At 73.5% G+C, this 24,133-nt stretch carries 24 protein-coding genes and 3 tRNA genes; 8 read left to right on the forward strand and 19 right to left on the reverse strand.

Annotation, left to right across the window (positions count from 1 at the left end; translation table 11 throughout):
- Positions 1 to 32: 32 nt before the first annotated feature.
- The 4 genes from Q3W68_RS01770 to leuC form a co-directional block, all read right to left on the reverse strand.
- Positions 33 to 2,027, reverse strand: coding sequence for an endonuclease/exonuclease/phosphatase family protein (locus Q3W68_RS01770; protein WP_302903783.1), 1,995 nt, complete (start codon positions 2,025 to 2,027; stop codon positions 33 to 35).
- Between the two features lie 134 nt (positions 2,028 to 2,161).
- The gene (locus tag Q3W68_RS01775) at positions 2,162 to 2,764 is read right to left on the reverse strand and encodes an HU family DNA-binding protein (RefSeq protein WP_368045714.1); all 603 of its coding nucleotides are present in this window, start codon (positions 2,762 to 2,764) and stop codon (positions 2,162 to 2,164) included.
- A gap of 159 nt (positions 2,765 to 2,923) precedes the next feature.
- The gene (gene leuD / locus Q3W68_RS01780) at positions 2,924 to 3,511 is read right to left on the reverse strand and encodes a 3-isopropylmalate dehydratase small subunit (protein ID WP_302903785.1); all 588 of its coding nucleotides are present in this window, start codon (positions 3,509 to 3,511) and stop codon (positions 2,924 to 2,926) included.
- A 15-nt stretch (positions 3,512 to 3,526) separates the two neighbouring features.
- Positions 3,527 to 4,969, reverse strand: a complete 1,443-nt coding sequence (gene leuC / locus Q3W68_RS01785; RefSeq protein WP_302903786.1) for a 3-isopropylmalate dehydratase large subunit — start codon at positions 4,967 to 4,969, stop codon at positions 3,527 to 3,529.
- Between the two features lie 49 nt (positions 4,970 to 5,018).
- On the opposite strand from leuC, the gene Q3W68_RS01790 reads away from it, so the two are divergent.
- Positions 5,019 to 5,705: an IclR family transcriptional regulator gene (locus Q3W68_RS01790; RefSeq protein ID WP_013284529.1), complete on the forward strand. Its 687-nt coding sequence runs from the start codon at positions 5,019 to 5,021 to the stop codon at positions 5,703 to 5,705.
- A gap of 192 nt (positions 5,706 to 5,897) precedes the next feature.
- Here Q3W68_RS01790 and Q3W68_RS01795 read toward each other — a convergent pair.
- The 4 genes from Q3W68_RS01795 to Q3W68_RS01810 all read right to left on the reverse strand — a co-directional run bounded on the left by Q3W68_RS01795 (position 5,898) and on the right by Q3W68_RS01810 (position 7,252).
- Positions 5,898 to 5,970 (reverse strand) — tRNA-Glu (locus Q3W68_RS01795).
- A gap of 151 nt (positions 5,971 to 6,121) precedes the next feature.
- A tRNA-Glu gene (locus tag Q3W68_RS01800) sits at positions 6,122 to 6,194 on the reverse strand.
- Between the two features lie 76 nt (positions 6,195 to 6,270).
- A tRNA-Gln gene (locus Q3W68_RS01805) sits at positions 6,271 to 6,342 on the reverse strand.
- Positions 6,343 to 6,448: 106 nt separating this feature from the next.
- Positions 6,449 to 7,252, reverse strand: coding sequence for a fumarylacetoacetate hydrolase family protein (locus Q3W68_RS01810; RefSeq protein ID WP_013284528.1), 804 nt, complete (start codon positions 7,250 to 7,252; stop codon positions 6,449 to 6,451).
- A gap of 216 nt (positions 7,253 to 7,468) precedes the next feature.
- On the opposite strand from Q3W68_RS01810, the gene Q3W68_RS01815 reads away from it, so the two are divergent.
- Complete coding sequence (locus Q3W68_RS01815; protein ID WP_302903787.1) at positions 7,469 to 8,953, forward strand: hypothetical protein; 1,485 nt, start codon at positions 7,469 to 7,471, stop codon at positions 8,951 to 8,953.
- 34 nt (positions 8,954 to 8,987) lie between these two features.
- Positions 8,988 to 9,863, forward strand: coding sequence for a 3-methyladenine DNA glycosylase (locus Q3W68_RS01820; RefSeq protein WP_302903788.1), 876 nt, complete (start codon positions 8,988 to 8,990; stop codon positions 9,861 to 9,863).
- Here Q3W68_RS01820 and Q3W68_RS01825 read toward each other — a convergent pair.
- From Q3W68_RS01825 to Q3W68_RS01860, 8 genes are all read right to left on the reverse strand, one after another.
- The gene (locus Q3W68_RS01825; protein WP_302903789.1) at positions 9,860 to 10,432 is read right to left on the reverse strand and encodes a GNAT family N-acetyltransferase; all 573 of its coding nucleotides are present in this window, start codon (positions 10,430 to 10,432) and stop codon (positions 9,860 to 9,862) included. The two genes, Q3W68_RS01820 and Q3W68_RS01825, sit on opposite strands and share 4 nt — an antisense overlap.
- Before the next feature lie 49 nt (positions 10,433 to 10,481).
- On the reverse strand, positions 10,482 to 10,907 hold the full coding sequence (gene arfB, locus Q3W68_RS01830; protein ID WP_120571223.1) for an alternative ribosome rescue aminoacyl-tRNA hydrolase ArfB: 426 nt from the start codon (positions 10,905 to 10,907) through the stop codon (positions 10,482 to 10,484).
- 9 nt (positions 10,908 to 10,916) lie between these two features.
- Entirely contained in the window at positions 10,917 to 11,213 is a 297-nt protein-coding gene (locus Q3W68_RS01835; protein WP_302903790.1) for a hypothetical protein, read from the reverse strand.
- A 141-nt stretch (positions 11,214 to 11,354) separates the two neighbouring features.
- Entirely contained in the window at positions 11,355 to 12,215 is an 861-nt protein-coding gene (locus Q3W68_RS01840) for a S1C family serine protease (protein ID WP_302903791.1), read from the reverse strand.
- A gap of 39 nt (positions 12,216 to 12,254) precedes the next feature.
- Entirely contained in the window at positions 12,255 to 13,214 is a 960-nt protein-coding gene (locus Q3W68_RS01845) for a VWA domain-containing protein (protein ID WP_302903792.1), read from the reverse strand.
- Positions 13,211 to 14,227: a DUF58 domain-containing protein gene (locus Q3W68_RS01850; protein ID WP_302903793.1), complete on the reverse strand. Its 1,017-nt coding sequence runs from the start codon at positions 14,225 to 14,227 to the stop codon at positions 13,211 to 13,213. Before Q3W68_RS01850 ends, Q3W68_RS01845 begins: the two co-directional genes overlap by 4 nt.
- Positions 14,224 to 15,273, reverse strand: coding sequence for a MoxR family ATPase (locus Q3W68_RS01855; protein WP_302903794.1), 1,050 nt, complete (start codon positions 15,271 to 15,273; stop codon positions 14,224 to 14,226). Before Q3W68_RS01855 ends, Q3W68_RS01850 begins: the two co-directional genes overlap by 4 nt.
- A 192-nt stretch (positions 15,274 to 15,465) precedes the next feature.
- The gene (locus tag Q3W68_RS01860) at positions 15,466 to 15,987 is read right to left on the reverse strand and encodes a hypothetical protein (RefSeq protein ID WP_302903795.1); all 522 of its coding nucleotides are present in this window, start codon (positions 15,985 to 15,987) and stop codon (positions 15,466 to 15,468) included.
- 278 nt (positions 15,988 to 16,265) lie between these two features.
- Here Q3W68_RS01860 and Q3W68_RS01865 point away from each other — a divergent pair, with 278 nt between their 5' ends.
- Positions 16,266 to 17,258, forward strand: coding sequence for an endonuclease/exonuclease/phosphatase family protein (locus Q3W68_RS01865; RefSeq protein ID WP_302903796.1), 993 nt, complete (start codon positions 16,266 to 16,268; stop codon positions 17,256 to 17,258).
- Position 17,259: 1 nt separating this feature from the next.
- Here the strand turns inward: Q3W68_RS01865 and cimA are convergent, their stop codons facing one another.
- Positions 17,260 to 18,858 carry a citramalate synthase gene (gene cimA, locus Q3W68_RS01870; protein WP_302903797.1) on the reverse strand — a complete coding sequence of 533 codons (1,599 nt, stop codon included), beginning with the start codon at positions 18,856 to 18,858 and terminating at the stop codon, positions 17,260 to 17,262.
- 315 nt (positions 18,859 to 19,173) lie between these two features.
- On the opposite strand from cimA, the gene Q3W68_RS01875 reads away from it, so the two are divergent.
- The 4 genes from Q3W68_RS01875 (at position 19,174) to Q3W68_RS01890 (ending at position 21,721) form a co-directional block, all read left to right on the forward strand.
- Entirely contained in the window at positions 19,174 to 19,734 is a 561-nt protein-coding gene (locus tag Q3W68_RS01875) for a peroxiredoxin (RefSeq protein WP_302903798.1), read from the forward strand.
- 1 nt (position 19,735) lies between these two features.
- On the forward strand, positions 19,736 to 20,266 hold the full coding sequence (locus tag Q3W68_RS01880; RefSeq protein ID WP_013284513.1) for a carboxymuconolactone decarboxylase family protein: 531 nt from the start codon (positions 19,736 to 19,738) through the stop codon (positions 20,264 to 20,266).
- A gap of 199 nt (positions 20,267 to 20,465) precedes the next feature.
- On the forward strand, positions 20,466 to 20,930 hold the full coding sequence (locus tag Q3W68_RS01885) for a PRC-barrel domain containing protein (protein ID WP_120571231.1): 465 nt from the start codon (positions 20,466 to 20,468) through the stop codon (positions 20,928 to 20,930).
- 50 nt (positions 20,931 to 20,980) lie between these two features.
- A complete protein-coding gene (locus Q3W68_RS01890; RefSeq protein WP_302903799.1) occupies positions 20,981 to 21,721 on the forward strand; it encodes a tyrosine-protein phosphatase in 741 nt (246 codons plus the stop codon).
- Positions 21,722 to 21,801: 80 nt separating this feature from the next.
- On the opposite strand, the gene Q3W68_RS01895 is transcribed toward Q3W68_RS01890, so the two are convergent.
- Both Q3W68_RS01895 and Q3W68_RS01900 read right to left on the reverse strand, forming a co-directional pair.
- A complete protein-coding gene (locus Q3W68_RS01895) occupies positions 21,802 to 22,896 on the reverse strand; it encodes a branched-chain amino acid aminotransferase (RefSeq protein ID WP_302903800.1) in 1,095 nt (364 codons plus the stop codon).
- 202 nt (positions 22,897 to 23,098) lie between these two features.
- On the reverse strand, positions 23,099 to 24,130 hold the full coding sequence (locus Q3W68_RS01900; protein ID WP_302903801.1) for a 3-isopropylmalate dehydrogenase: 1,032 nt from the start codon (positions 24,128 to 24,130) through the stop codon (positions 23,099 to 23,101).
- Between the last annotated feature and the right edge of the window lie 3 nt (positions 24,131 to 24,133).

Raw genomic sequence — 24,133 nt, forward strand, 5'->3', positions numbered from 1 at the left:
GCGCGGCGGGGTACCGGTCGCGCGGCGGCGGTTCAGGGCAGCGTGACGGTGAGCGTCACCGGGAGGTGGTCGCTGGCCTCGGTGCGCGGCGCGCGTACCTCGCCGGCGGTCAGACCCGGCGACACGAAGACGTGGTCGATCTGGGTGCGCGGATCGTCGGCCGGGCTGGTCCGCAGCGGCCGGGCCGCGGCCAGCGCGTCCACCAGACCGGCGCGGGTGAACTCGGCGAACGCCAGGTCGTCCGGTTCGGTGTTCAGGTCACCGCCGAGCACCAGTGGACGGCCGTTCGCGTACCGGCCGGAGAACGCGGCCACCTCGCCCGCCTGCTCGACCGGATCCCGGCCGGGCGGCGGTTGCAGGTGCGTGGCGACAACGGCCAGCTCCCGCCCGCCGAGGTCGAGTGTGACGCCGAGGGCCTGTGCCCCGGTCGGCGCGCCGTGCGCGGTCAGCCGCCGGGTCTGCCCGGAGCGCATCGGGAAGCGGCTGAGCACCGCGTCGCCCCAGACCGGGTCGGCGGCGGGCGCGAAGACGTACGGCATCCCCAGCCGCCCGGCCAGCAACGCCAGCGTGTCGTGGCCGCCGTTGAGCCACCAGCCCCGGTCCACCTCGCTGAGCAGCACCACGTCCGCGCCGCGCAACTCCCGGGCCAGCGCGTCCAGGTCCAGCCGGCCGTCCAGGCCGAACCCCATCCGGATGTTGTACGCGGCCACGCGTACCGCCGCCGGTGCGGTGGTGGCCCGGGCCTGCCCGGGCGGCACGTGCAGCGCGGCGGCGAGCCCGGCCAGCGCGGTCAGGCCCGCCAGGACCGCGACCCGGACCGGGGCGGGCAACACCGGGCCGGGTGACGCCGCGCCAGGTGCCGTGGGAGCGGAGCGGACAGGTGCCGTAGCCGCCACCAGAGCCACCAGGACGGCCGTGGCGAGCGGTGCCCAACCGTTGGGGTACCCCAGGTCGTAGGCGGCGTAGTAGGCCACCGTGGCCACCGCGAACACCAGCATCCCGAGCACCGCCGCCCGCCCGCGCCGCGCCCCCGCCCGTCCGTCGTCCGCGCCTCGTCCGCCGGTGGCGGCGGCCCGGTCGCCGTCGGCGGCCGCGTCGGTGAGCGCCAGGCAGCCGCCGAGACCGGCGGCGGTGAGCAGGTACGCCGGGACGAGACGCCCGGTCACGAACAGCACCGACCCGGCGAGCAGCGCCAACGGCCACAGCCCTCGGGCCACACGCGCCGGTGCCCGGAACAGTGCCGCCGCGAGGAACAGCAGCACCGCGAGCACGCCCCACAGCGATCCGCCGGCCGGGCGGGCGAGACCGGGGAAGTCAGGCGATCCGGTGCCCGCGGCGGCGCTCCAGATCGCCGGGGCGAGCGCCACCTGACCGGCCAGCAACAACGCCGGCCCGCACAGCAACCAGGCCCGGCGTCCCGGCGTAGGCACGCGCCCCCTGGCGTCGCCGTCCGCCACGCCGGCCACCGGCGCGGCCGTCCGCGCCGCGTCGCCGCCTGCCGGAGCGACTGCCCGCTCCCGCCGTACCGCCACGGACGCGGCCAGGAACGCCGACACGAGCAGGACGCTCAGGCTCCAGGCGAGCACACCGCCGCGCCACACCAGATCCTCGGTGCCGAGCAGGGCGTGCCCGACCGCGTTCCCGGCCAGGCCGAGCGCCAGCCCGGCGACGGGGCGGGGCACGGACGCGGCGACGGCGGCGAGCCAGACCAGGCCCGCGAACAGCCCGGCGCAGGCCAGCCAGAGCTGGGCCGGGCCGCCGGGTTGCGCGGTCAACGCCAGCCGGGCCACCGCCAGCACGCCCGCGGCGGCGAGCCCGACCGGGCGGGCGCCCATGCGGCGAACGAGCGTGGGCGCGGCGAGGGCGAGCAGGAACCAGCCGAGCGCGAACGCGCCGAGCAGTTCGGCCGGTGTCTCGGCGGCCCGGCCGAACAAGGTGATGATCGACGGGAGCCAGACCCGCAGCACGTCCAGCAGAATCGCGATGCCCAGCGCGAGCGCCAGGGTGGAGAGGTGACGGTGCCGCACGGGCGCCTCTTCTCGTGACCGACGGGGGTTTTCGGCACGGCGATTCTGCGGGGCACGGCGGCGGGCGGTCAACGCGTACCCATGCGAAAGGGCGCCCACCGCGAACGGCGGGCGCCCTTTCGTGGGCCGTCCGGTCAGCGCCGGGTGGCGGCCTTCTTGGCCGGCGCCTTCTTCGCGGGCGCCTTCTTCGCCGCCGTGGTCTTCTTGGCCGTGGCGGACTTCGCCGCGGTCGTCTTCTTGGCGGTGGTGGTCTTCTTCGCCGCGGTGGACTTCGCCGCGGTCGTCTTCTTCGCCGCCGTGGTCTTGGTCGCGGCGGCCTTCTTCGCCGGCGCGGCCTTCTTGGTCGCGGTGGTCTTGGTGGCCTTCGCCGCCGTGGTCTTCTTGGCGGCGGCGGTGGTCCGGCCGCCGGTGGCCTTGGCGGCCCCGGTGGTCTTCTTCGCGGCGGCGGTGTCCTTCGGCACCTTGCCGCTGGCCACCATCTCCTTGAAGCCCGCGCCCGCCCGGAACGTCGGGACGGAGGTCTTCTTGACCTTCACCGCCTCGCCGGTCCGCGGATTGCGCGCTGTTCGGGCTCCCCGGACGCGCTTCTCGAACGCTCCGAAACCGGTGATCGCCACCTTCTCGCCCTTGGTGACCGCCGCCTGGACCTCAGCGAGAACCGCGTCGAGCGCGGCCGTCGCCGTCTTCCGGTCCCCCAGGCGAACGGCGAGCGCCTCGATGAGCTCGGCCTTGTTCACGACTTCCTCCCGATTGTGCAACTGACTCGACGCGAGCCATTCTGCGCGCACGGTATGCCCTGTGCTGCCTGGACACAAACATTCGGTCGAAAAAAGCCCTTGTGTCGCAACGGATTCGCCCCCACCGGATGCACCGGTGGGGGCGAATAGCGCTGGAAGTCAGGCGATCGAGGGCAGGAACGCCGGCCGGGTGGCCTCGTACGCGCTGATCTCGGCCTCGTGCCGGAGGGTGAGTCCAATGTCGTCCAAGCCCTCCATCAGCCGCCAACGGCTGTGGTCGTCCAGCGGGAACGCCCAGGTGGCGTCACCGGCGTGGACCTGACGGGCGGCGAGGTCGACAGTGATCGGCGTGGTCGGCTCCGATTCCACGAGATCCCACAGTTCTTCCACGGCTTTCAATTCCAGCTCGACCGGAAGGAGACCTTCCTTGAGCGCGTTGCCGCGGAAGATGTCACCGAAGCGAGGCGAGATGACGGCCCGGAAGCCCCAGTCCCGCAGCGCCCAGACGGCGTGCTCCCGGGAGGATCCCGTACCGAACTCGGGGCCGGCGATCAGAATCGACGCACCCGAATGGACGGGATCGTTGAGGACGAATGACGGGTCCTCCCGCCACGCGTTGAACAGACCATCTGCGAATCCGGTCCGGGTCACCCGCTTGAGGTACACGGCCGGGATGATCTGGTCGGTGTCCACGTTGGATCGGCGCAGCGGCACGGCGGTGCCGGTGTGGGTGGTGAACTTGTCCATCTGTCGGCTGCCCTTCTACAGGTCGGCGGGGGCGGCCAGCCGGCCGACCACGGCGGTGGCGGCGGCGACCGGCGGGGACACCAGGTGGGTACGCCCGCCCCGGCCCTGGCGGCCCTCGAAGTTGCGGTTGGAGGTCGAGGCGGAGCGCTCGCCCGGCTTCAGCGTGTCCGGGTTCATGCCCAGGCACATGGAGCAGCCGGCGAAGCGCCACTCGGCGCCGGCGTCGGTGAAGACCTTGTCCAGCCCTTCGATCTCGGCCGCCTCGCGGACCGCGGCGGAGCCGGGGACCACGAGCATGCGTACGCCGTCGGCGACCCGCCGCCCGCGCAGCACCTCGGCGGCGGCGCGCAGGTCCTCCAGGCGGCCGTTTGTGCAGGAGCCGACGAACACCACGTCCACGGCGAGGTCGCGCAGCGGGGTGCCCGGGGTGAGGTCCATGTACTCCAGCGCGCGCCGGGCGGCGACCCGCTCCGGCTCGGTGACGAAGTCCTCCGGGTCCGGCACGGTGGCGCCCAGCGGCACGCCCTGCCCGGGGTTCGTGCCCCAGGTGACGAACGGCGTGATCCGGCTCGCGTCGAGCGTGACCTCGGTGTCGAACGTCGCGCCCTCGTCGGTGGGCAGCGTCCGCCAGTACTCCAGCGCCGCGTCCCAGTCGTCGCCCTGGGGCGCGTTGGGCCGGCCCTTCAGGTACGCGAACGTGGTCTCGTCCGGCGCGATCATGCCGGCCTTGGCGCCCCACTCGATGGACATGTTCGCGATCGTCATCCGCCCCTCCATCGAGAGGTCGCGGATCGCCTCGCCCCGGTACTCGACGATGTGACCGCGCCCGCCACCGGTGCCGACCTGCGCGATCAGCGCGAGCACCAGGTCCTTGGCGGTGACGCCGGGCGCCAGCTCGCCGACGACGTTCACGGCCATGGTCTTCGGGCGGGCCTGCGGCAGCGTCTGCGTGGCCAGGACGTGTTCGACCTCACTGGTGCCGATGCCGAACGCCAGAGCCCCGAACGCGCCGTGGGTGGCGGTGTGCGAGTCGCCGCACACGATCGTCATGCCGGGCTGGGTGAGGCCGAGCTGCGGGCCGATGACGTGCACGATGCCCTGGTTCTCGTCGCCCAGCGGGTGCAGGCGGACGCCGAACTCGGCGCAGTTGCGGCGCAGCGTCTCGATCTGGGTGCGGGAGGTGGGGTCCGCGATCGTGAGCAGGTCGCCGCGCCGGGAGCGGAACGCCGGGTCGTCGTACCCGGTCGGGGTGTTGTGGTCCTCGGTCGCGATCGTCAGGTCGGTACGGCGAACCCCGCGCCCGGCCAGACGCAGCCCGTCGAACGCCTGCGGGCTGGTCACCTCGTGCAGCAGGTGCAGGTCGATGAAGAGCAGGTCCGGCTCGCCCGCGGCGGAGCGGACCACGTGTGCGTCCCAGACCTTCTCGGCCAGGGTCCTCGGTTGAGTGACTCCCACCATCTGGACATCCTAAATTCTGGGAGGTAAATTTCGGCTTGTGGGACACAGTATGAGCGGTGTCGGCGTTCTCGACAAGGCGGTGGTCATCCTGGCCGCCTGTGTCGACGGCGCCAGCCTGGCCGAACTCGTTGAACGCACCAAGCTGCCCCGGGCCACCGCGCACCGGCTGGCACAGGCGCTGGAGATCCACCGGATGCTCGTCCGGGACACCCAGGGGCGCTGGCGCCCGGGTCCACGCCTGGGCGAGCTGGCCAACGCGGCCCCGGACGTGCTCCTGACCGCCGCCGAGCCGCTGCTCGCCGCGCTACGGGACGCCACCGGCGAAAGCGCCCAGCTCTACCTGCGCCGCGCCGACGAGCGGATCTGTGTGGCCGCCGCCGAGCGTGCCAGCGGCCTGCGGGACACCGTCCCGGTCGGCTCGGTGCTGCCGATGACCGCCGGTTCGGCGGCGCAGATCCTGCTCGCCTGGGAGCCGCCGGAGGCGGTCATGCCGCTGCTCCCCCGCTCCAAGTTCACCGGCCGCACGCTGGCCGAGGTGCGCCGGCGCGGCTGGGCGCAGAGCGTCGCGGAGCGGGAGGCGGGTGTGGCGAGCGTCTCGGCGCCGATCCGCGACCGGACCGGGCGGGTGATCGCCGCGATCAGCATCTCCGGCCCGATCGAGCGCCTCGGCCGCCGCCCCGGCGAACGCCACGCCATGGCAGTGGTCCGAGCCGGCCAGCGCCTCTCCGGCCTCTGACCCCCCGACCCTCACCCACCCCAACCACTCCCGTTGATCATGAAGTTGGCGGCATTTTTGATCTCCCCGACTGCCGCCAACTTCATGATCAACGGGGCGGAGCGGCAGGGCCGGCCAGCGGTGGGGAGGCGCGGGGAGGCGGGAATGCGGAACGGCCCGCCTCGCGGAGCGAGACGGGCCGTTCGTGGAACGTAGCCCCGACCGGATTCGAACCGGCGCTACCGCCTTGAGAGGGCGGCGTCCTGGGCCGCTAGACGACGGGGCCAGGCACTTTTCCTGCTTCACCACCCTGCCGGGCGGCGTGGCAGTAGTCTAGCGGCATCCCGTCCGGCACCACGGAGGGGGGTCACCCCCTGCGTACGCGCACCGGACAGCAGAAAGCCCGCCCCGGAAGACGGGACGGGCTGTCGGTGCTGTAGCCCCGACCGGATTCGAACCGGCGCTACCGCCTTGAGAGGGCGGCGTCCTGGGCCGCTAGACGACGGGGCCAGAACCTTCATTGCACTCCGCCAGCGTGAACTGCCGGAATCCAGCGTCCGCGGGTTCTCGCGAACCCGCGGTTGCGCTGGGGTACCAGGACTCGAACCTAGACTAACTGAACCAGAATCAGTCGGGCTGCCAATTACCCCATACCCCATTGGCCCCTTGCGGCGCCGGGAATGAACTTTACCCTCCCGGTGCCGACAGGCCAAATCCAATCCCTCGAAACCCATCTGACCAGCGGAAACGAGGCACCGGAGCGATCAGGCGACAGGGACGACCGGGTTGCTCAGCTCCCCGATCCCCTGGATCCGCACGGTGACCGTATCCCCCTCGGTGAGCGGGCTAACCCCCGCCGGCGTGCCGGTGAGGACCACGTCGCCGGGCAGCAGCGTCATCACGTGCGAGATGTACGACACGAGACCCGGAACGTCGAACACCATGTCCTTCGTCCGGCCGAGCTGGCGTACCTCCATCTCCTCCGGGTTGCGACCCACCTCACACCGGATCTCCAGGTCGCTGACGTCGAGCCCGGTGGTGATCCACGGCCCGATCGGGCAGAACGAGTCGAAGCCCTTGGCGCGGGTCCACTGCCCGTCGGAGCGCTGGAGGTCACGTGCGGTGACGTCGTTGGCGCAGGTGTAGCCGAAGATGGCCCGTTCGGCGGCGGCCCGGTCGGCCCGGCGGGCGCCCGGGGCGCCGATCACGACGGCGAGTTCCGCCTCGTGCTCGACCTGCTTGGAGAAGATCGGCAGCCGGATGGCGTCGCGCGGGCCGATCACCGAGGTGGACGGCTTGAGGAAGAGCAACGGCTCCTTCGGCACCTCGCTGCCGTGCTCGGCGGCGTGCTCGGCGTAGTTACGGCCGACACAGACCACCTTGCTGGGCAGGATCGGCGACAGCAGCCGGACGTCGGAGAGCGCCCAGCGGGCGCCGGAGAACTGGATCTGCCCGAACGGGTGGCCCTCGATCTCGGCGATGGTCAGGCCCTGCGGCCCGGCCTCCGGCTCGCCCTCGACGACCCCGAACGACATTCCCTTGGCATGAGCGAAACGAGCGATACGCACCCGGCCAATCTATCCCCGTCCGCCGGCCGCCCGGCGGACACCGGCAGTCGGCACGCCCCGGCCGCAGCGGGCCCCACCCTCCCGTGCCGCCGGCGGCACCGGACCGGCCGGAGCCGGACAGGGTACGCGCGACCGCGCCGGACGGGGCGGGAATGGCGGCTTCGTACCCGCCCGGCGGGCCCCGGACCATAGCTTCGGGTCCGGAGGTTCGTTGGTATGCCTGCATCGAGACGACACCACAGGGCCCTGGCAGTGTTCGTGAACTGCCTCGGCGTCATCGCCGCCGTACCGGCGCTGTCCCCGGCGACGCCACACGCGGTCGCCGCCCCCGCCCATCCGGCCCCGGCACCGGCGGTCATCCCCGGTGCCGCGGCCACCCCGATCCCGACCGGCGTGCCGGCGGTGCCCCCGGCGGTGCCGACCACCGGGCCGGCCCCGGTCCGGCCGTCGATGCCCCCGGTGAGCGTGGCGGTGGGCGCGTCGGGCACACCGGCGCCGGGTTACCGGATCGAGGTCCGCAACGCCGGCTCGGCACCCGTCGACACGATGGTCCGGCAGGAACTGCCGAACGGTTCGCGGGCCACCACTGTGACCGGCGGTGGCCGGACCAGCCGGCCCGCGGGGATGAGCGCCGGTGAGGTGACCTGGCGGCTGCGGCTGCCGGGCAAGAGCACCACCACGCTGCACACCGCGCTGTCGGTCCCCGGTCCGGGCCGCTCGGTGACCGCACCCACCTGCGTCTACGGCACGGACGGCACCCGCCCGTTCGACTGCGCCACGGCGACCTGGGTGGGCGCCGCGACGGCCCCGGCGGCGCAGGTCACCGCCGCCCCGGCCTGGCGGCGGCCGCCGGTGCTGCTGGCCGCGTTCACCGCGCTGCTGGTGGTCACCGCCGGTGTGGTGTGGTGGGCGCTGTGGCGCCGCCGTCGGCGCACGGCGCCGGGAAGCGCCGCGCCGGGCACCATGGCCCGCGGCGGGACGGGCGCCCCCGGAGGCGGCGCGACGCCCACCGGTACGCCCGTGGGCGGCACCATGCACACCGGCGGCCTTGGAAGCGTTGTGCCCGGCGGAGGCATGCCGGGCGGAGCCGGACCGGGCCAAGGACCGCCCGAGCGCGGCACCGTCTATCCGCGTACGGCGGTGCCGTCGCCCGCGAGCCGTCGTCGGCGGCCGCCGGTCTGGCTCGTGGTCGGCGTGGCGGCGGCGGTGCTCGCCGGTGTGGTCGGCGCGGCGGCCTGGTCGGCGACGCAGCGGGTGGCCGCGATGGACACCACCAAGCAGCCGACGAGCGGCGCGTGGGTGGGCAGCAGCGTCACCGGCGCGCTGGGCCAGCCGCTGCGCGAGACCGCGTTCGAGTTCACCGTCTACCGGGTGAGCTGTGGCGCCGACGTCCTGCCACCGTCGCCCGGGGGCGGCCGGCCGTGCCTGGCCACTGTCGGGGTGCGCAACCTCACAAACGAGGACCAGACCTGGCACGGACAGTTGCAGCGCGCGTACCTGCCGAGCGGCAACTGGGTGGCCGCCGACGAGGACGCGACCCGGGTGGCGAACCTGGGCCGGGACGTCTTCTCCCAGCCGGTGGCCGCCGGGCGGCGGGTGCTGCTGCCGCTGGTGTTCACCATGCGCGGCGACGAGCCGCCGAAGCGGTTGGAGCTGCGCAGCGGCGTCTTCTCCGCGGGCGTGCGGGTGGACGTGGCGTGATCCGGGCACGGGCGGCGGTCGTACCCTGGGGTGTGTGACCGCCGCCCTCGCCCCCGCGCTCGACCTGGCCGACTGGCAGGCGCGCCGGCACGCCCACGAGACGCGGGTGGACGCCTGGCTGACGCCGCACCTGGCCCGCCGCCGCACCGGGGTGAAGCACCCGGTCGAGGACTTTCTGTTCACCTACTACTCGCACCGCCCGGCGCAGTTGCGCCGCTGGCACCCGGGTGCGGGCGTGGTGCTGCGCGACGCCGACCCGGCCGGGTTCGGCCCGGACTACACCGCCGGCGCCGCCGGGCTCACTCTCGACACCGATCGGGTACGCGCGCGCCGCGCCGAGTCGATCGCCTGGATCCGTACGCTGCTCGCGGCGACCGCCGGACGCCCGGCGCAGTTCGGCTGCTTCGGCATGCACGAGTGGGCGATGGTCTACCGGCAGACCCAGGAGCAGGTACGGCACAACGCCTGGCCGTTGCGGCTGAGCCCGGCGGCGACGGCGGCTGTGGTCGAGGAGCGCGGCGTGCGGTGCAGCCACTTCGACGCGTTCCGGTTCTTCACCGCGCCGGCCCGGCCGCTCAACGTGCTCCAGCCGACCCGGGAGGGTCAGCACGCGCTGGAGCAGCCGGGCTGCCTGCACGCGAACATGGATCTCTACAAGTGGGCGTACAAGCTGTCCCCGCTGGTGCCGTCGGAGCTGGTGGCGGACTGTTTCGCGCTGGCGCGGGAGATCCGGGCGCTGGACATGCGGGCCAGCCCGTACGACCTGGCCGACCTGGGCTATCCGCCGGTGCGGGTGGAGACGCCGGAGGGCCGGGCCGAGTACGCCGCCGCCCAGCGCGGCTTCGCCGAGCGTGCGGCCGGGTTGCGGGCCCGGCTGCTGGCCGCGCTGGACCGGGCCGTGCAGGCCTAACCCTCCGGGTGCCCGCGGTGGCGGTTCCACTCCGGGGCGAGGATCGACATGACTGTGGCGTCCACCCAGTCGTCGCCGTCGCGCAGCACCTGCCGCAGCGTCCCCTCGGCGACGAAACCCACCTTCTCGTAGGCGCGCCGGGCACGCGGGTTGAACGCGAACACCTCCAGCCCGATGCGGTGCAGGCCGAGCTGTTCGAAGCCGTACCCGACGATCAGCCGGACCGCCTCGGTGCCGAGGCCGCGGTCGCGGCCGCCGGGGCCGATCAGCGTGCGGAAGTTGCAGCTCGCGTTGACCCGGTCCCACTCGTTGAGGACCACCTCGCCGACGCACGCGCCGGTTGCGCGGTCGACCACCGCGAGGTCGAGCCGGTCGTCCTGGCTGTTGCGGGTGCCGTACCAGGCCCGCAGCCGGGTCGGCTCGAAGCCTTCGCCGGGCGGGCTGCCGGTCAGCCGGGCCACCTCCGGATCGGCCAGGATCTCGGCGAGCGCCGGCAGGTCGTCGTCGTGGAACGGGCGCAGCACCACGAGTTCGCCGGTGAGCGTGGGCTTGACGGAGAAGTCGATCACGTGGCGGAATTCTCCGGGCGGCGCGAGTGGCGGCTCAACGGATTTTCGGTCAGTCGCCGTCCACCCGGCGGTCGCGTTTGCGCTGGGACTGTCGCTTCTTCTCGGCCAGGCGACGTTCCTTCGCGCCGCGGGAGGGACGCGTCGGGCGGCGCGCCTTCGGCGGCGGCGCGACGGCCTCGCGCAGCAGCGCGGCCATCCGCTCGCGGGCGGCCTCCCGGTTCGCCAGCTGGGCGCGGTGCTCACTGGCGGTGACCGTCAGCACGCCACCGACCAGGCGGCCGGCGAGCCGGGCCAGCGCCCGTTCCCGCAGCGCCTCCGGCACGCTCGGCGAGCCGCCCAGGTCGAAGCTCAGCTCCACCCGGGAGTCGGTGGTGTTGACCCCCTGTCCGCCCGGGCCGGACGAGCGGGAGAACCGTTCCCGCAGCTCGGCGGCGGGCACCACGAGCCGGTCGGTGACCCGCAGTCCGTCGTCCACTCCCCGAGGCTAGCGCCCGGCCCGGTGACTCGGGGTGGGGGTGGCGCTCGGCGTGGGATCGGCTCGTTCCTCACCGCCGCCGGACGCCGCGTACGCGGCCGCGCCGACGAGCAGCAGGGCGACCACCGCGAGCTTGACGACCACGCCCCGGATCGCGAGCCAGGCGTTGCGCCGGGCACCGGGGACGCTGGTCCGGATCGTCTGGTAATCCGTCCAGCCGCGTTTGGCACGCGCGTAGGACGCGCCGACACCGGCGCCGATGATCAGGCCCACCACGAGGAGGGCCGCAATGACAGCTTGCTCCACCTCCGCCAGTATCCATACTCAGCGTAATATTTCTATGCCCCAATGATTCCACGCCGGATATCCGACACTTCGCACCGATCTTGCGGCGCTCGTGCAGGTCAGCGCGGCGCACCGGGCCGGCCCCGCGCAGGCAACCGCGCCTCAGCCGCCCCGGCCGATGATGGTGTCGGCGGTCTGCTGGACCTGGTCGATCGGGATGGCGAAGCCGATGCCGATCGACCCGTTGCCGTCGATGGTGGCGATCGCGGTGTTCACGCCGACCACCTCACCGCGCGCGTTCACCAGCGGCCCGCCGGAGTTGCCCGGGTTGATGGAGGCGTCGGTCTGCACCGCCGTGTGCCTGCCGTTGCCGATGCGTACCTGCCGGTTGAGCGCGCTGACGATGCCCGCGGTGACCGTCCCGGCGAGCCCGAGCGGCGACCCGACCGCGAGCACCGGCTCCCCCACCCGCGTCGAGTTCGCCTTTGCGAGCGGCAACGGCGGCAATCCGGCCGACGCGGGCACCTTCAGCACGGCCAGGTCGCTGGCCGGTTCCCGGCCCACCACCTCGGCCGGGAAGCGCCGCCCGTCCGAGGTCTCCACGGTCACCGCGCCGGAGCCGCCCCGGGCCAGGATGTGGTCGTTGGTGACGATGTGCTGCTCGTTGTCGATGGCGAAACCGGAGCCGGACGCGGACGCGCCGGAGCGGCCCCCGACCATCACCGAGACCACCCCGGGCACCGTCTTGCCGGCGGCGGTGACCAGCTCGGCCGGCACCGGCGCGGCGGACGCGGCCGTCGGTCCCGGCGCACCCCGGTCGGCTGCCCAGGTGCCGGCCGCCGCGCCGGAGACGGTGGACAGCGCCACCACCGCCGCCACGCTCAGCAGCCGGTGCCGCAGGCTGCGCCGCCCGGCCTCCGGCCCGCCCCCGGGTACGTCCCGGTGGCCGCGCCCGTCCGGGTCCAGCTCCGGCGAGACGAACCACGGTCCGCGTGGCTCGCCGAGTCCGGTCTGCACTGCCATGCCTGGCTCCTCACATGTCGTGCGGTAGTGGTGTGCGGGTCAGGGCAGCCGGGAGAACCACCGCAGCGAGCCGGCCGCGGCGCCCATCGCCAGGACCAGCCCGAGGCCGATGAAGCGGGCCGAGACGTCCTGCCGCTCGGTGCGGTAGCCGACCGAGGTGCCGATGTCCTCGTAGACGTCCTTCAGCTCGGCGGTGGTGGACGCCTCGTGGAACCCGCCACCGGTCTGCTCGGCGACCGCCCGCAGCGTCTGGCCGTCCACCGGCACCTGGATCGCCCGGCCACCCCGGTCGACCGAGCCGCCCGGGGTGCCGAAGGAGATGGTGTGCACCGGCACCTTCGCGGCGACCGCCTGGTCGGCGGCCTCCATCGGGTCCATGCCGGAGGTGTTCGCGCCGTCGGAGAGGATGATGATCCGGGCCGGCGGCGGATCCTTGGCGGCGGTGGCGTCCAGGCTCTTGACCGCGCCGAGCGAGGTGCTGATCGCCTCGCCGATGGCGGTGCCCTGCACGCCGGTGATGCCTTCGGCCAGCCGCCCGATGCCGTCGTGCAGCGCCTCCCGGTCGGTGCTCGGCGGCACCAGCACCGCCGCGCTGCCGGCGAACGCGACGAGGCCGACGTTGAACTCGTCCGGCAGCCCGTCGACGAACCGCCGGCCCGCCTCCTTGGCCGCGCTCAACCGGTCCGGGTCCACGTCACCGGCGAGCATCGAGGTGGAGACGTCCACCGCGACCATTACCGTCGCCCGTTCCCGGGGCACCCGCACCTCCGCCTCGGGCCGGGCGAACCCGACCACGAGCAGCGCGAGCATGGCGAGGAACAGGCCCGCCGGGACGTGCCGCCGCCAGGCCGGACGGCGCGGGGCGACCCGGTCGAGCAGGCGCAGGTTGGTGAAGCGCACCGCGTACCGGCTCTGCCGCCGTTGCAGCACCAGATAGCCGGCGACCAGCGCGACGACGACGAGCAGCAGCCAGAGGCGGGCGGGTGACTGCCAGGTCATGCGACACCTCCGCGAGCCGCGGCCGGCACCATGGCCAGCCGGCGCTGCTCGTGCACGTACCGGACGACGTCAGCGCACCAGTCCCGGTCGGTGCGCAGCGCCAGGTGGGTCGCGCCGGCCCGACGCAGCGTGCGGCGTACCTGGTCGCGCTGCTCGGCGGCGGCACGCGCGTACCGCTCACGCAGGCCCGGGTCGCCGGTCCACACCTCGCGGTGCCGGCCGCTCTCCGGGTCGACGAGCGTGATCAGGCCGACGTCGGGCAGTTCCAGCTCGCGCGGGTCGGTCACCTCGACCGCGAGCACCTGGTGCCGAACCGCGAGGCGGCGCAGCGCCGCGGCCCACGGCGGCGGCGCGGCGTCCGGGTCGTCGGGCAGCTCGTCGAGGAAGTCGGAGACGATCACCACGAGCCCGCGCCGGGTGGCGACGCGCTGGAGGCCGTCCAGCCCGTCGACGAGGCCGGGCAGTGCGTCGATCCGGCCCGCGCCGGCCGCGCCCGCGCCGCCGGAGTCCGGCCGGTCTCCGGTACGCGGGGCGCCGAGCAGCGCGCGGAGCAGCCCGAGCAGATGGGTACGCCCGCTGCGGGCCGGGAACCGGCGCAGCCCGGCCGGGGTGAGAACCTGGGCGCCGAGCCGGTTGCCGACTCCCGCGGTGAGGAAGCCGATCGCCGCCACGGCGGCTACCGCGAGTTCCCGTTTGTCCAGCGTGGACGTCCCGTACTCCATGCTGGGGCTGGCGTCGACGAGCAGCCAGGTGGTCAGTTCCCGGTCCGCGTCGACCTCGCGTACGTGCGGGACCGTGGTCCGGGCGGTGACCGCCCAGTCCATCCGGCGTACCTCGTCCTCGCCGGGGCGGTACTCGCGGCTGCCGGCCGCCTCGCTGCCGGGTCCCGGCAGCAGGCCGCGGTACCGGCCGTGCAGCAGGCCGTCGAGCCGCCGGGTCACCGTCAGCTCCAGCCGGCGCAGCCGCTGGTCCGGGGCGAGATCGGCGAGCCCGGGTTCGGCCGCGCCGGTCATGCCGCCGCCAGGTCGTTCACCGTCTCGGTCGGCCCGTTCACCAGCCGGGGCGGCGGCACCGCCTCGATCACGCGGCGCACCACGTCCTCGCCGGAGATGCCGTCGGCGATCGCGTCGAACGAGAGCACGAGCCGGTGCGCCAGCACGTCCACCGCCAGTTCCCGGATGTCCTCGGGGAGCACGTAGTCCCGGCCGTGGATGAGCGCCTGCGCGCGGGCGGCGGCCACCAGGCCGAGCGTGGCCCGTGGGCTGGCCCCGTACGCCAGCAGGGGCGCGACGTCGGGCAGGCCGAAGCGCTCCGGGTCGCGGGTGGCGAGGATGAGGCGGACCACGTACTCGGCGAGCGCGTGGTGGACGAACACGTCGGTGGCGCGGCGCTGGAGTTCGCGCAGCCGGACCGGGTCGAGCACGGTACGCGCGGTGGGCCGCTCGGTGCTCATCCGGTAGAGGATGGCCAGCTCGTCGGCGTCGCTCGGGTAGTCGACCACGACCTTCATCAGGAAGCGGTCGCGTTGCGCCTCGGGGAGCTGGTAGACGCCCTCGGACTCGATCGGGTTCTGGGTGGCCAGGACCAGGAACGGGTCCGGCACCGGCCAGCTCCGGCCGGCGATCGAGACCTGCCGCTCGGCCATCGCCTCGAGCAGCGCCGACTGCACCTTGGCCGGGGCCCGGTTGATCTCGTCGGCGAGCACCAGGTTCGCCATGATCGGCCCCAGCTCCACGTCGAACTGCTCGGTGGAGGCGCGGTAGATGCGGGTGCCGACGATGTCGGAGGGGACCAGGTCGGGGGTGAACTGGATCCGGGAGAACGTGCCACCGACCACTGTGGCGAGTGTCTGGGCGGCCAGCGTCTTGGCCACACCCGGTACGCCCTCCAGCAGGCAGTGCCCGTCGGCGATCAGGGCGGTGAGCAGGCGGTCGACGAGCCGATCCTGCCCGACGATCACGCGTTTGACCTCGGCGAGGGTCTGTTCCAGCTCGACGCCGCTCGCGTCGGCGTCGACCGGGGTGAGCACGCTGGCCGGGGTGTCCGAGATGTCCGTCACGGTGCTTGCTTCCCGTGCCGGACCGGCGACAAACGTCGGATTATCGGCCCCTGGGGGGTGGTGACCGGCCCGGACGTGCCGGTTCTCCCCAGCCGGGCGGGAACGGCGCGAAGCGGCGCGGCACCGGCCGGACCGGTACGGAACACGACACCGGCCCCCGCCGGAGCGGGGGCCGGTGCGGGGCGGGACGGGTCAGTTGGCGATGACCAGGTGGAACGGCCGGTCCGCGGCGCCCCCGGTGGAGTTGCGCGTCTGCACGAAGACCGCGTTCGGGGTCAGCGTGCGCGGCGCGACCGACACCTCACCGGCCGGCGGCACGTTCGCCGGGTCGTTCGTGCCGATGGTGGCCACGTACGCCTTGGCGGACACGTTGTAGTCCAGCAGCACCTGGTACTGCCCGGCGGTCACGCCCGTGCCGGGGGTGAACCGGAACGAGGACACCACGTTGCCGGAGTGCTGCAGCAGCGTCCCGTTGGCCGCCACGACGGCCCAGGCGACCTGCCCCGGGGCCGGTGGGGCGAGGGTGGCCCGCATGGCGGTCCGGGCGGCCTGCCGCTCGACGGCGGTCACCGGCGGCTGCGCCGTCGAATGCCGGGCGCCGGGCTGCGGCTTCGCCTCCGGCTGGGCGGCCGCGGCGATCCCGCCACCGGCCAGGCTGAGCGACAGCGCGGCGAGCGCCACCACCGTCGCCTTGCGCTTGAAGAATGTGGCCATGAGTTCTCCCTTGGTAGACCGTGGTGATACGGCGACTGCGCGCGTCAAATTGCGGATCATCGGGTATCCGCCGGGAGCGCACCGCTCGTGAGCTGGTCTTACTACAGAGAGTCGCGACGTCTCAACCAGGTGGAACCTAGCACCGAAAAATGCGGGCGGTCAATAGTGTTATTGCGTGTCCGAGCGATCCGCAAAGGTGCCCGAAAATTGCGAGAAACAATTCACGAAATTGTTTCGGAGGGCATCGCGCCGGCCCGGATCCGGGTAGCCTCACCGTCATGATCACCCTGCCGCGCCTGCCCCGGGCCGGCACCCGCGGCGGCCGCCCGGCCACCGTCGCGTGCTGGCTCGCTGCCGCGCCGGTCGCCGCGTGGGCACTGGTACGCCTGGCCGGGCTGGAACGCGGCCCGCTGGTGCAGGCGATCGCGTTCACGCCGTACGTCGCCGCCGTGACCCCGGTCGTGGCGGTGGCGGCGCTCGCCCTGCGGCGCCGCGCCCCGGCGGTGGTCGCGGCCCTCGCCGCGCTGGCGCTGGTCGGCGCGGTGGCGCCACGCGCGATCCCCGGCGACCGGCCCGTCGCCGACGGGCCGACGCTGCGGCTGCTCACCGCCAACCTGCGCCTCGGCTCGGCCGATCCGGCGGCGCTCGTGGACCTGGTCCGGACGCGGCGGGTGGACGTGCTCACGGTGCAGGAACTCACCCCGCCGCTGGCGGCCGAGCTGGACCGGCTCGGCCTGGCCGCGCTGCTGCCGCACCGGTCACTGACCCCCGAGGTCGGCTCGACCGGCTCCGGCGTGTACGCCCGGCACCCGCTGCGCGACGCCGGTCACCGGCGCAACAAGGGCTTCTTCTTCACCCAGGCGTACGCCACTGTGACTGTGCCCGGCGCGCCGCCGCTGCGGGTGGAGTCGGCGCACCCGGCCGCGCCGTACGCCCCGGACGTGGTGCCGGACTGGTGGACCGACCAGCGCGCCCAGCCACCGGCCACCCCGGACGGCGGGCTGAGCGTGCTGGCCGGGGACTTCAACGCCACGCTCGACCACGCGGCACTGCGGGACCTGGTCGCCACCGGCTACACCGACGCGGCGGACGCGGCCGGAGCCGGGTTCGGCGGCACCTGGGGCCCGTACGACGGCGACCCGCTCCCGCCGGTCACCATCGACCACGTACTGGTGGACCGGCGCATCGCGGTGCGCGCCGCCGGCACCCACCCGGTGCCGGGCAGCGACCACCGCGCGCTGCTGGCCGAGCTGCGCCTGCCGGCCGGGTGAGTCAGGCCGCCGTCCCGCCCGGCACCCGGGCCCGGTCCAGGCCGTAGGTGAGCGCGTCGACCAGGGCGTGCCAGCTCGCCTCGACCACGTTCGGGTGCACGCCCACAGTGGTCCAGTCGCGGCCGGCGCCGGCGGTCTCCACGAGCACGCGCGTGACCGCGCCGGTGCCGTGGCTGCCCTCCAGGATGCGGACCTTGTAGTCGGCCAGCTCGAACTCCCGCAGCTCCGGGTAGTGCCGGGCCAGGCCCACCCGCAGCGCCTCGTCCAGCGCGTTGACCGGGCCGTTGCCCTCGGCGGTGGCGATCACCCGCTCGCCGCGTACCCGGATCTTCACCGTGGCCTCGGAGACCACGGCGCCGTCCTCGCGGTGCTCGACGATCACCCGGTACGACTCCAGCGCGAACGGCCGGGCCGGCGCGGCGTCCGGCAGTTCGGAGCGGACCAGCAGCTCGAACGAGGCGTCGGCGGCCTCGAACGACCAGCCGTCGGCCTCCAGCTCCTTGACCCGCCCGGTGACCCGGGACAGGGCGTCCGGATGGCCGGCCAGGTCCAGACCGAGCTCGCGGCTCTTGAGCTCGATGCTGGCCCGGCCGGCCATCTCGGTCACCAGGATCCGCATGTCGTTGCCCACCACTGTGGGTTCCACGTGGTTGTAGAGCAACGGGTCGACCTTGATCGCGCTCGCGTGCAGCCCCGCCTTGTGGGCGAAGGCGGCGGCCCCGACGTAGGCCTGGTGGGTGTCGGGGGCGATGTTGGCGATCTCGGCGATGGCGTGCGAGACCCGCACCATCTGTTCCAGGCAGCCCTCCGGTAGGACGGGCATGCCCAGCTTGAGCTGGAGGTTGGCGACGATCGCGAAGATGTCGGCGTTGCCGGGGCGCTCGCCGTACCCGTTGGCGGTGCCCTGCACGTGCCGGACGCCCGCCTCGACCGCGGCGATCGTGTTCGCGACCGCGCAGGCGGTGTCGTTCTGCGCGTGCATGCCGAGCCGTTCCGGCGCGATCCCGGTCCGCGCCACCAGTCCCTCGATCACGGCGGTGACCTGGGAGGGCAGCATGCCGCCGTTGGTGTCGCAGAGCACGAAGCGCTCGGCGCCCGCGGCGAGCGCGGTCTCCGCGACGGCGGCGGTGTAGCCCGGGTCGAACCGGAACCCGTCGTAGCAGTGCTCCCCGTCGACGAAGACGCGCCGCCCCTGCGCCACCAGGTACGAGACGGTGTCCCGGACCATGGCGAGGTTCTCCTCGGCGGTGGTGCGCAGCGCCCGCTCCACGTGCCGCAGGTCCGCCTTGGCGACCAGCGCGACGGCCGGGGTCTGCGCGTCGAGCAGGCCGCGCACCTGCGGGTCGTCCTCGACCGCGAGCCCGGCCTTGCGGGTGGCCCCGAAGGCGACCAGGATCGCGTGCCGCAGCTCCAGCTCGGTGCGGGCGCGGCGGAAGAACTCGGTGTCCTTGGGCACCGCGCCCGGCCAGCCGCCCTCGATGAAGCCGACTCCGAGGTCGTCCAGCAGGCGGGCCACCGCCAGCTTGTCGACCACCGAGTACGTGAGCCCTTCGCGCTGCGCGCCGTCGCGCAGCGTCGTGTCGTACACCTGGAACGTCATCGGAGTCCTCTTCTCGTGCCCTGGGGGAGCAAACAAAAAGACCCCCCGCGGATGCGGGAGGTCTGCGCGCTCGGCGAGGGAAGGGCCGGCGCGCTAGCTGCTAATGATCAGGACGAAGCTGGTCACGACCCGTACTCTGCCACTCCGCCCTCGGTTTTGGGAGGCGAAACCCATATTCCGGGACGACGACCCGACCGGTGATCGCCTTCACACGCGGGCACGCCCGCCACGAGCGCCAACGGGACTACGGAAGGATCTTGAACAGATCCAGTTACTGGCCCGGCGGTGCTGCCGGGTCACGCCCAAGGAGGACCCGTGCTCACTGTCGGTGACCACTTCCCCGAGTACGAACTCACCGCCTGCGTGTCGCTCGACGCCGACAAGGCGTTCGAGACGATCAACCACAAGTCCCACGAGGGCCAGTGGCGCGTCGTGTTCTTCTGGCCGAAGGACTTCACCTTCGTCTGCCCCACCGAGATCGCCGAGTTCGGCCGCCTCAACGGCGAGTTCGCCGACCGCGACGCCCAGGTGCTCGGCGTCTCCGTCGACAACGAGTTCGTCCACTACGCGTGGCGCAAGGACCACCCGGACCTGCGCGAGCTGCCCTTCCCGATGCTCAGCGACATCAAGCGTGAGCTGACCGAGGCGTGCGGCGTGCTCGGCTCCGACGGTGTGGCGCAGCGGGCCACCTTCATCGTGGACCCGAACAACGAGATCCAGTTCGTCATGGTGACCGCCGGCTCGGTCGGCCGCAACGTCTCCGAGGTGCTGCGGGTGCTCGACGCGCTCCAGACCGACGAGCTGTGCCCGTGCAACTGGAACAAGGGCGGGGCGACGCTCGACGCCAACGCGCTCCTCGCCGGCGCCGGGGCCTGACATGGGTCTGGACGCGATCAAGGCGGGCCTGCCCGAGTACGCCAAGGACATCCGGCTGAACCTCGGCTCCACCATCACCACCTCGACGCTGAAGCCGGAGCAGGCGTGGGGCACCGCGCTGGCCTGCGCGGTGGCGGCCCGCAACCCGGTGGTGCTGCGGGAGATCGCCGCCGAGGCGGCCGGTCACCTCACGCCCGAGGCGGTCGAGGCGGCCAAGGGCGCGGCTGCGGTCATGGCGATGAACAACGTCTACTACCGGGCCAAGCACCTGATCGGCGACGAGCAGTACGCGTCGCTGCCGGCCCGGCTGCGGATGCAGATCATCGCCCGCCCCGGCGTGGAGAAGACCGACTTCGAGCTGTGGTGCCTCGCCGTCTCGGCGATCACCGGCTGCGGCGTCTGCCTGGAGTCGCACGAGAAGACGCTGCGTGCCGCCGGGTTCAGCCGTGAGCAGGTGCACGAGGGGCTGCGGATCGCCGCCGTCGTGCACGCCGCCGCGGTGACCCTGGACGCGGAGGCCGCACTGGCCTGATCCACCGGCCCGCGCGCGCCGACCGGCACCGCCCGGGCCGACGAACCGAGGGGTCGGCGTCACCACCGTGGCGCCGGCCCCTCGGCGTCGGCGGGTCGGCCGCCGGCCCTTCGGCGGTTGGCGTCCGGGCAGTGTGGGTAACCGTCCCGACGGACGACGGTGCCGCGACGGGCGCGGCCGACGGGACGGGAGGCGGCACATGGACGGACTGGACCCGCGCGCCACGCACGGCGGCACCGAGCCGATCCTCGACGACGGCCGGGGCACGGTCGCCGGGGGCGCTCCGGCGGGCGCCTTCGACCCGTGGCGCTACCGCGACGAGGCGGGCGTCGCGAGCGCCGACCTGACCGGCTACAAGGTCGAGGCCACCGACGGCGCCATCGGCAAGATCGACCGGGCGAGCCACGAGGTGGACGACAGCTACCTGGTCGTGGACACCGGGCCGTGGATCTTCGGCAAGAAGGTGATGCTCCCGGCCGGCACCGTGAACCACGTCGACCACGACGCCCGCACCGTGCACGTCGACCGGGAGAAGGACCAGATCAAGGCCGCCCCCGAGTACGACGAGTCCAGCCACGCCGACCCCGGCTACCGGGACCGGCTGGGCGGCTACTACGGCGAGAACCACTCCGCGCTGCCGCCGGACGTACCGCCGCGCATCTGACACCCGGTCGACGGCCGGCGGGGACCTGGAACGCCCCGCCGGCCGTTACCGTGTCGGATGTGGACGCCCCGGAGAGCCCCTTCCCCGCCCTGTTCAACTTCCGCGACGTCGGCGGATACGCCACACGGGACGGTCGCACCGTCCGCCGCGGCCGGCTCTACCGCTCCGACTCGCTGCACCGCATCGACGAGACCGACCGGAGCGCGTTCACGGCGCTCGGCATCCGCACCGTGATCGACCTGCGCCGGCCGTCCGAGGTGGAACGCGACGGGCGGGTGCCCGCCTACGACGGCCTGGCCTACCGCCACATCCACCCCGAGCACGCCGACTGGGGCGCGAACCCGTTCGGCTCCTCCGGCGTCAGCCTGGCCCGCTACCTGGCCGACCGCTACGCCGACCTGGCGCGTACCGGCACCGCCGGGCTCGCCGCGGCGGTCGGGTTGATCGCGGACAGCGCCAACGCCCCAGTGGTGGTGCACTGCGTCGCCGGCAAGGACCGCACCGGCATCGTCTGCGCGCTCACGCTCTCCGTGCTCGGCGTGCCCGACGAGGACGTGGTAGCCGACTACGCGCTCAGCACCGCCGCGTCGCGGCGCTTCACGGAATGGGTCCGGGCCACGCTGCCGGACGCGGAGGAACCGCCACCGCCGTTCCTGGAGTCACCGGCCGAGACGATGGAGCTGTTCCTCGCCGAGTTGCGCACCGGCTACGGGTCGGTCGAGGGCTACCTGACCCACGCGGGCGTCACCGAGGCGCAGCTGGAGTCCCTCCGCACCCACCTCCTGGACTGACCCCCACCTAGCGGTGATCAAGGAGTTCGTGTCCTCGTTCGCGCCGGAACCGGACGGGAACTCCTTGATCACCGCAGGGGTCAGAGGACTCGGGTGACCCAGCCGTGGGGGTCGGCGGCGCGGCCGCGCTGGATGTCGACGAGCTTCTGGCGCAGCGCCATGGTGGCGCGGCCCGACTCGCCGCCGCCGATGAGGAACTCGCCGTCCGGGAAGCGCACGCCGCCGATCGGGGTGATCACGGCCGCGGTGCCGCAGGCGAAGACCTCGCGCAGCCGCCCGCTCGCCGCGTCGGCCTGCCAGTCGGCGAAGCTGACCGGCGCCTCCCGCACCTCGTGCCCGGCCTCGGCGGCCAGCATGAGGATCGCGTCGCGGGTGATGCCCGGCAGGATCGTGCCGCCCAGCGGCGGCGTGACGATGCTGCCGTCGTCGTAGACGAAGAAGACGTTCATCCCGCCCAGCTCGTCGACGTACCGCCGCTCGACCGCGTCCAGGAACACCACCTGGTCACAGCCGGCCTCGATCGCCTCGGCCTGGGCCGCGAGCGAGGCGGCGTAGTTGCCGCCGCACTTGGCCGCGCCGGTGCCGCCGGGCGCGGCCCGGGTGTAGTCCGGCGAGACCCACACCGTCACCGGCTTCACCCCACCGGCGAAGTACGCCCCGGCCGGCGAGGCGATCACACAGTAGAGGTATTCGTTCGCCGGGCGGACGCCGAGGAAGACCTCGCTGGCGAACATGAACGGACGCAGGTAGAGGCTGGCGTCCTCGTGCTCGGGAATCCACGCCTGGTCGATCTCGACCAGCCGGCGCAGCGACTCCACGAACGTCTCCTCCGGCAGCTCCGGCATGGCCAGCCGGCGGGCGGACGCGTTGAACCGGGCCGCGTTGGCCTCCGGGCGGAACATCGTCACCGCGTCACCGGTGCGGTACGCCTTCAGCCCTTCGAAGATCTCCTGCGCGTAGTGCAGCACCGCCGCGGCCGGGTCCATCGGGATCGGCGCCCGCGCCTCCAGCCGGGCGTCGTACCAGCCCTTGCCCTCGGCGTACCGGATGGTGACCATGTGATCGGTGAAGACCCGGCCGAAGCCCGGGTTCGCCAGCAGGGCGGCCCGGTCGGCGGCGGTTACCGGCGCGGGATTCGGACGGATCTCGAAATCGAGCTTGTCACCACCGCTCATCGCGCTGACCTCCCTGCGGGTTCACGGCATGCGGGATCGCACGCCGACGTCACTGGTGCCAGAAACTTACCCCGAACGGTCGTTCAGCGGATAGCTCCGCCCCGGCGGAAGCGACGCGCCGGAAGCGACGCGTCGGACGGTCGGGTGGGCCCGGTGACGGGTCTGGCGGCCCGGTACCGGGCCGCCGGCAGGGTCGGCCCGGTCAGGCTACGGAGAGCGCGGCGAGCCGGTCGCCGACCTCCTCGGTGCTTCTCGGCGCTCCCGGCGTACGCCCGGCCAGCTCGGTGCCGACCGCGGCGGTGACCCGGGCGGCGGCGTCGGCGTGGCCGAGCTGGTCCAGCAGCAGCGCGGCGGACAGCACAGCGGCGACCGGGTCGGCGACGCCCTGGCCGGCGATGTCCGGCGCCGAGCCGTGCACCGGCTCGAACATCGACGGGTAGCGCCCCTCGGGGTTGATGCAGCCGCTGGCCGCGAGCCCGATGCCACCGGTCACGGCGGCGGCGATGTCGGTGAGGATGTCGCCGAACAGGTTGTCGGTGACCACCACGTCGTAGCGCGACGGGTTCGTCACCAGGAACATCGCGGCGGCGTCGATGTGCTGGTATTCGGTGGTCACGTCCGGGTGCTCGGCGGCAACCGCGGCGAACGCGCGCGCCCAGAGCGACCCGGCGTGGGTGAGCACGTTGGTCTTGTGCACGAGCGTGACCTTGCGCCGCTCCCGGCGGGCGGCGCGGGCGAACGCGTCGCGGATCACCCGCTCGACGCCGTGCCGGGTGTTCAGGCTCTCCTCGGTGGCCACCTCGGCCGGGGTGTCCCGGTGCAGCGCGCCGCCGGCGCCCGCGTACAGCCCCTCGGTGCCCTCGCGGACCACCACGAGGTCGACCTCGCCGGGCTTGACCGCGGCGAGCGGACCGGCCACGCCGGGCCAGAGCCGGGACGGGCGCAGGTTGACGTACTGGTCGAAGGCGAACCGGAGCTTGAGCAGCAGACCGCGCTCCAGCACGCCCGGCGGCACGGTCGGGTCGCCCACCGCGCCCAGCAGGATGGCGTCGTGACCGGCCAGCTCGTCGAGGACGGAGTCGGGCAGCACCTCGCCGGTGCGGTGGTAGCGCGCCGCGCCCAGGTCGTACTCGGTGGCCTCGATCCCGGGCACCACCGCGTCGAGGACCTTGCGGGCCTGCGCGACCACCTCGGGTCCGATGCCGTCGCCGGCCACCACCGCGATGTGTGCCACCTG

The organism is Micromonospora sp. C28ISP2-4, from assembly GCF_030519385.1.
GTDB classification, from domain to species: domain Bacteria; phylum Actinomycetota; class Actinomycetes; order Mycobacteriales; family Micromonosporaceae; genus Micromonospora; species Micromonospora tulbaghiae.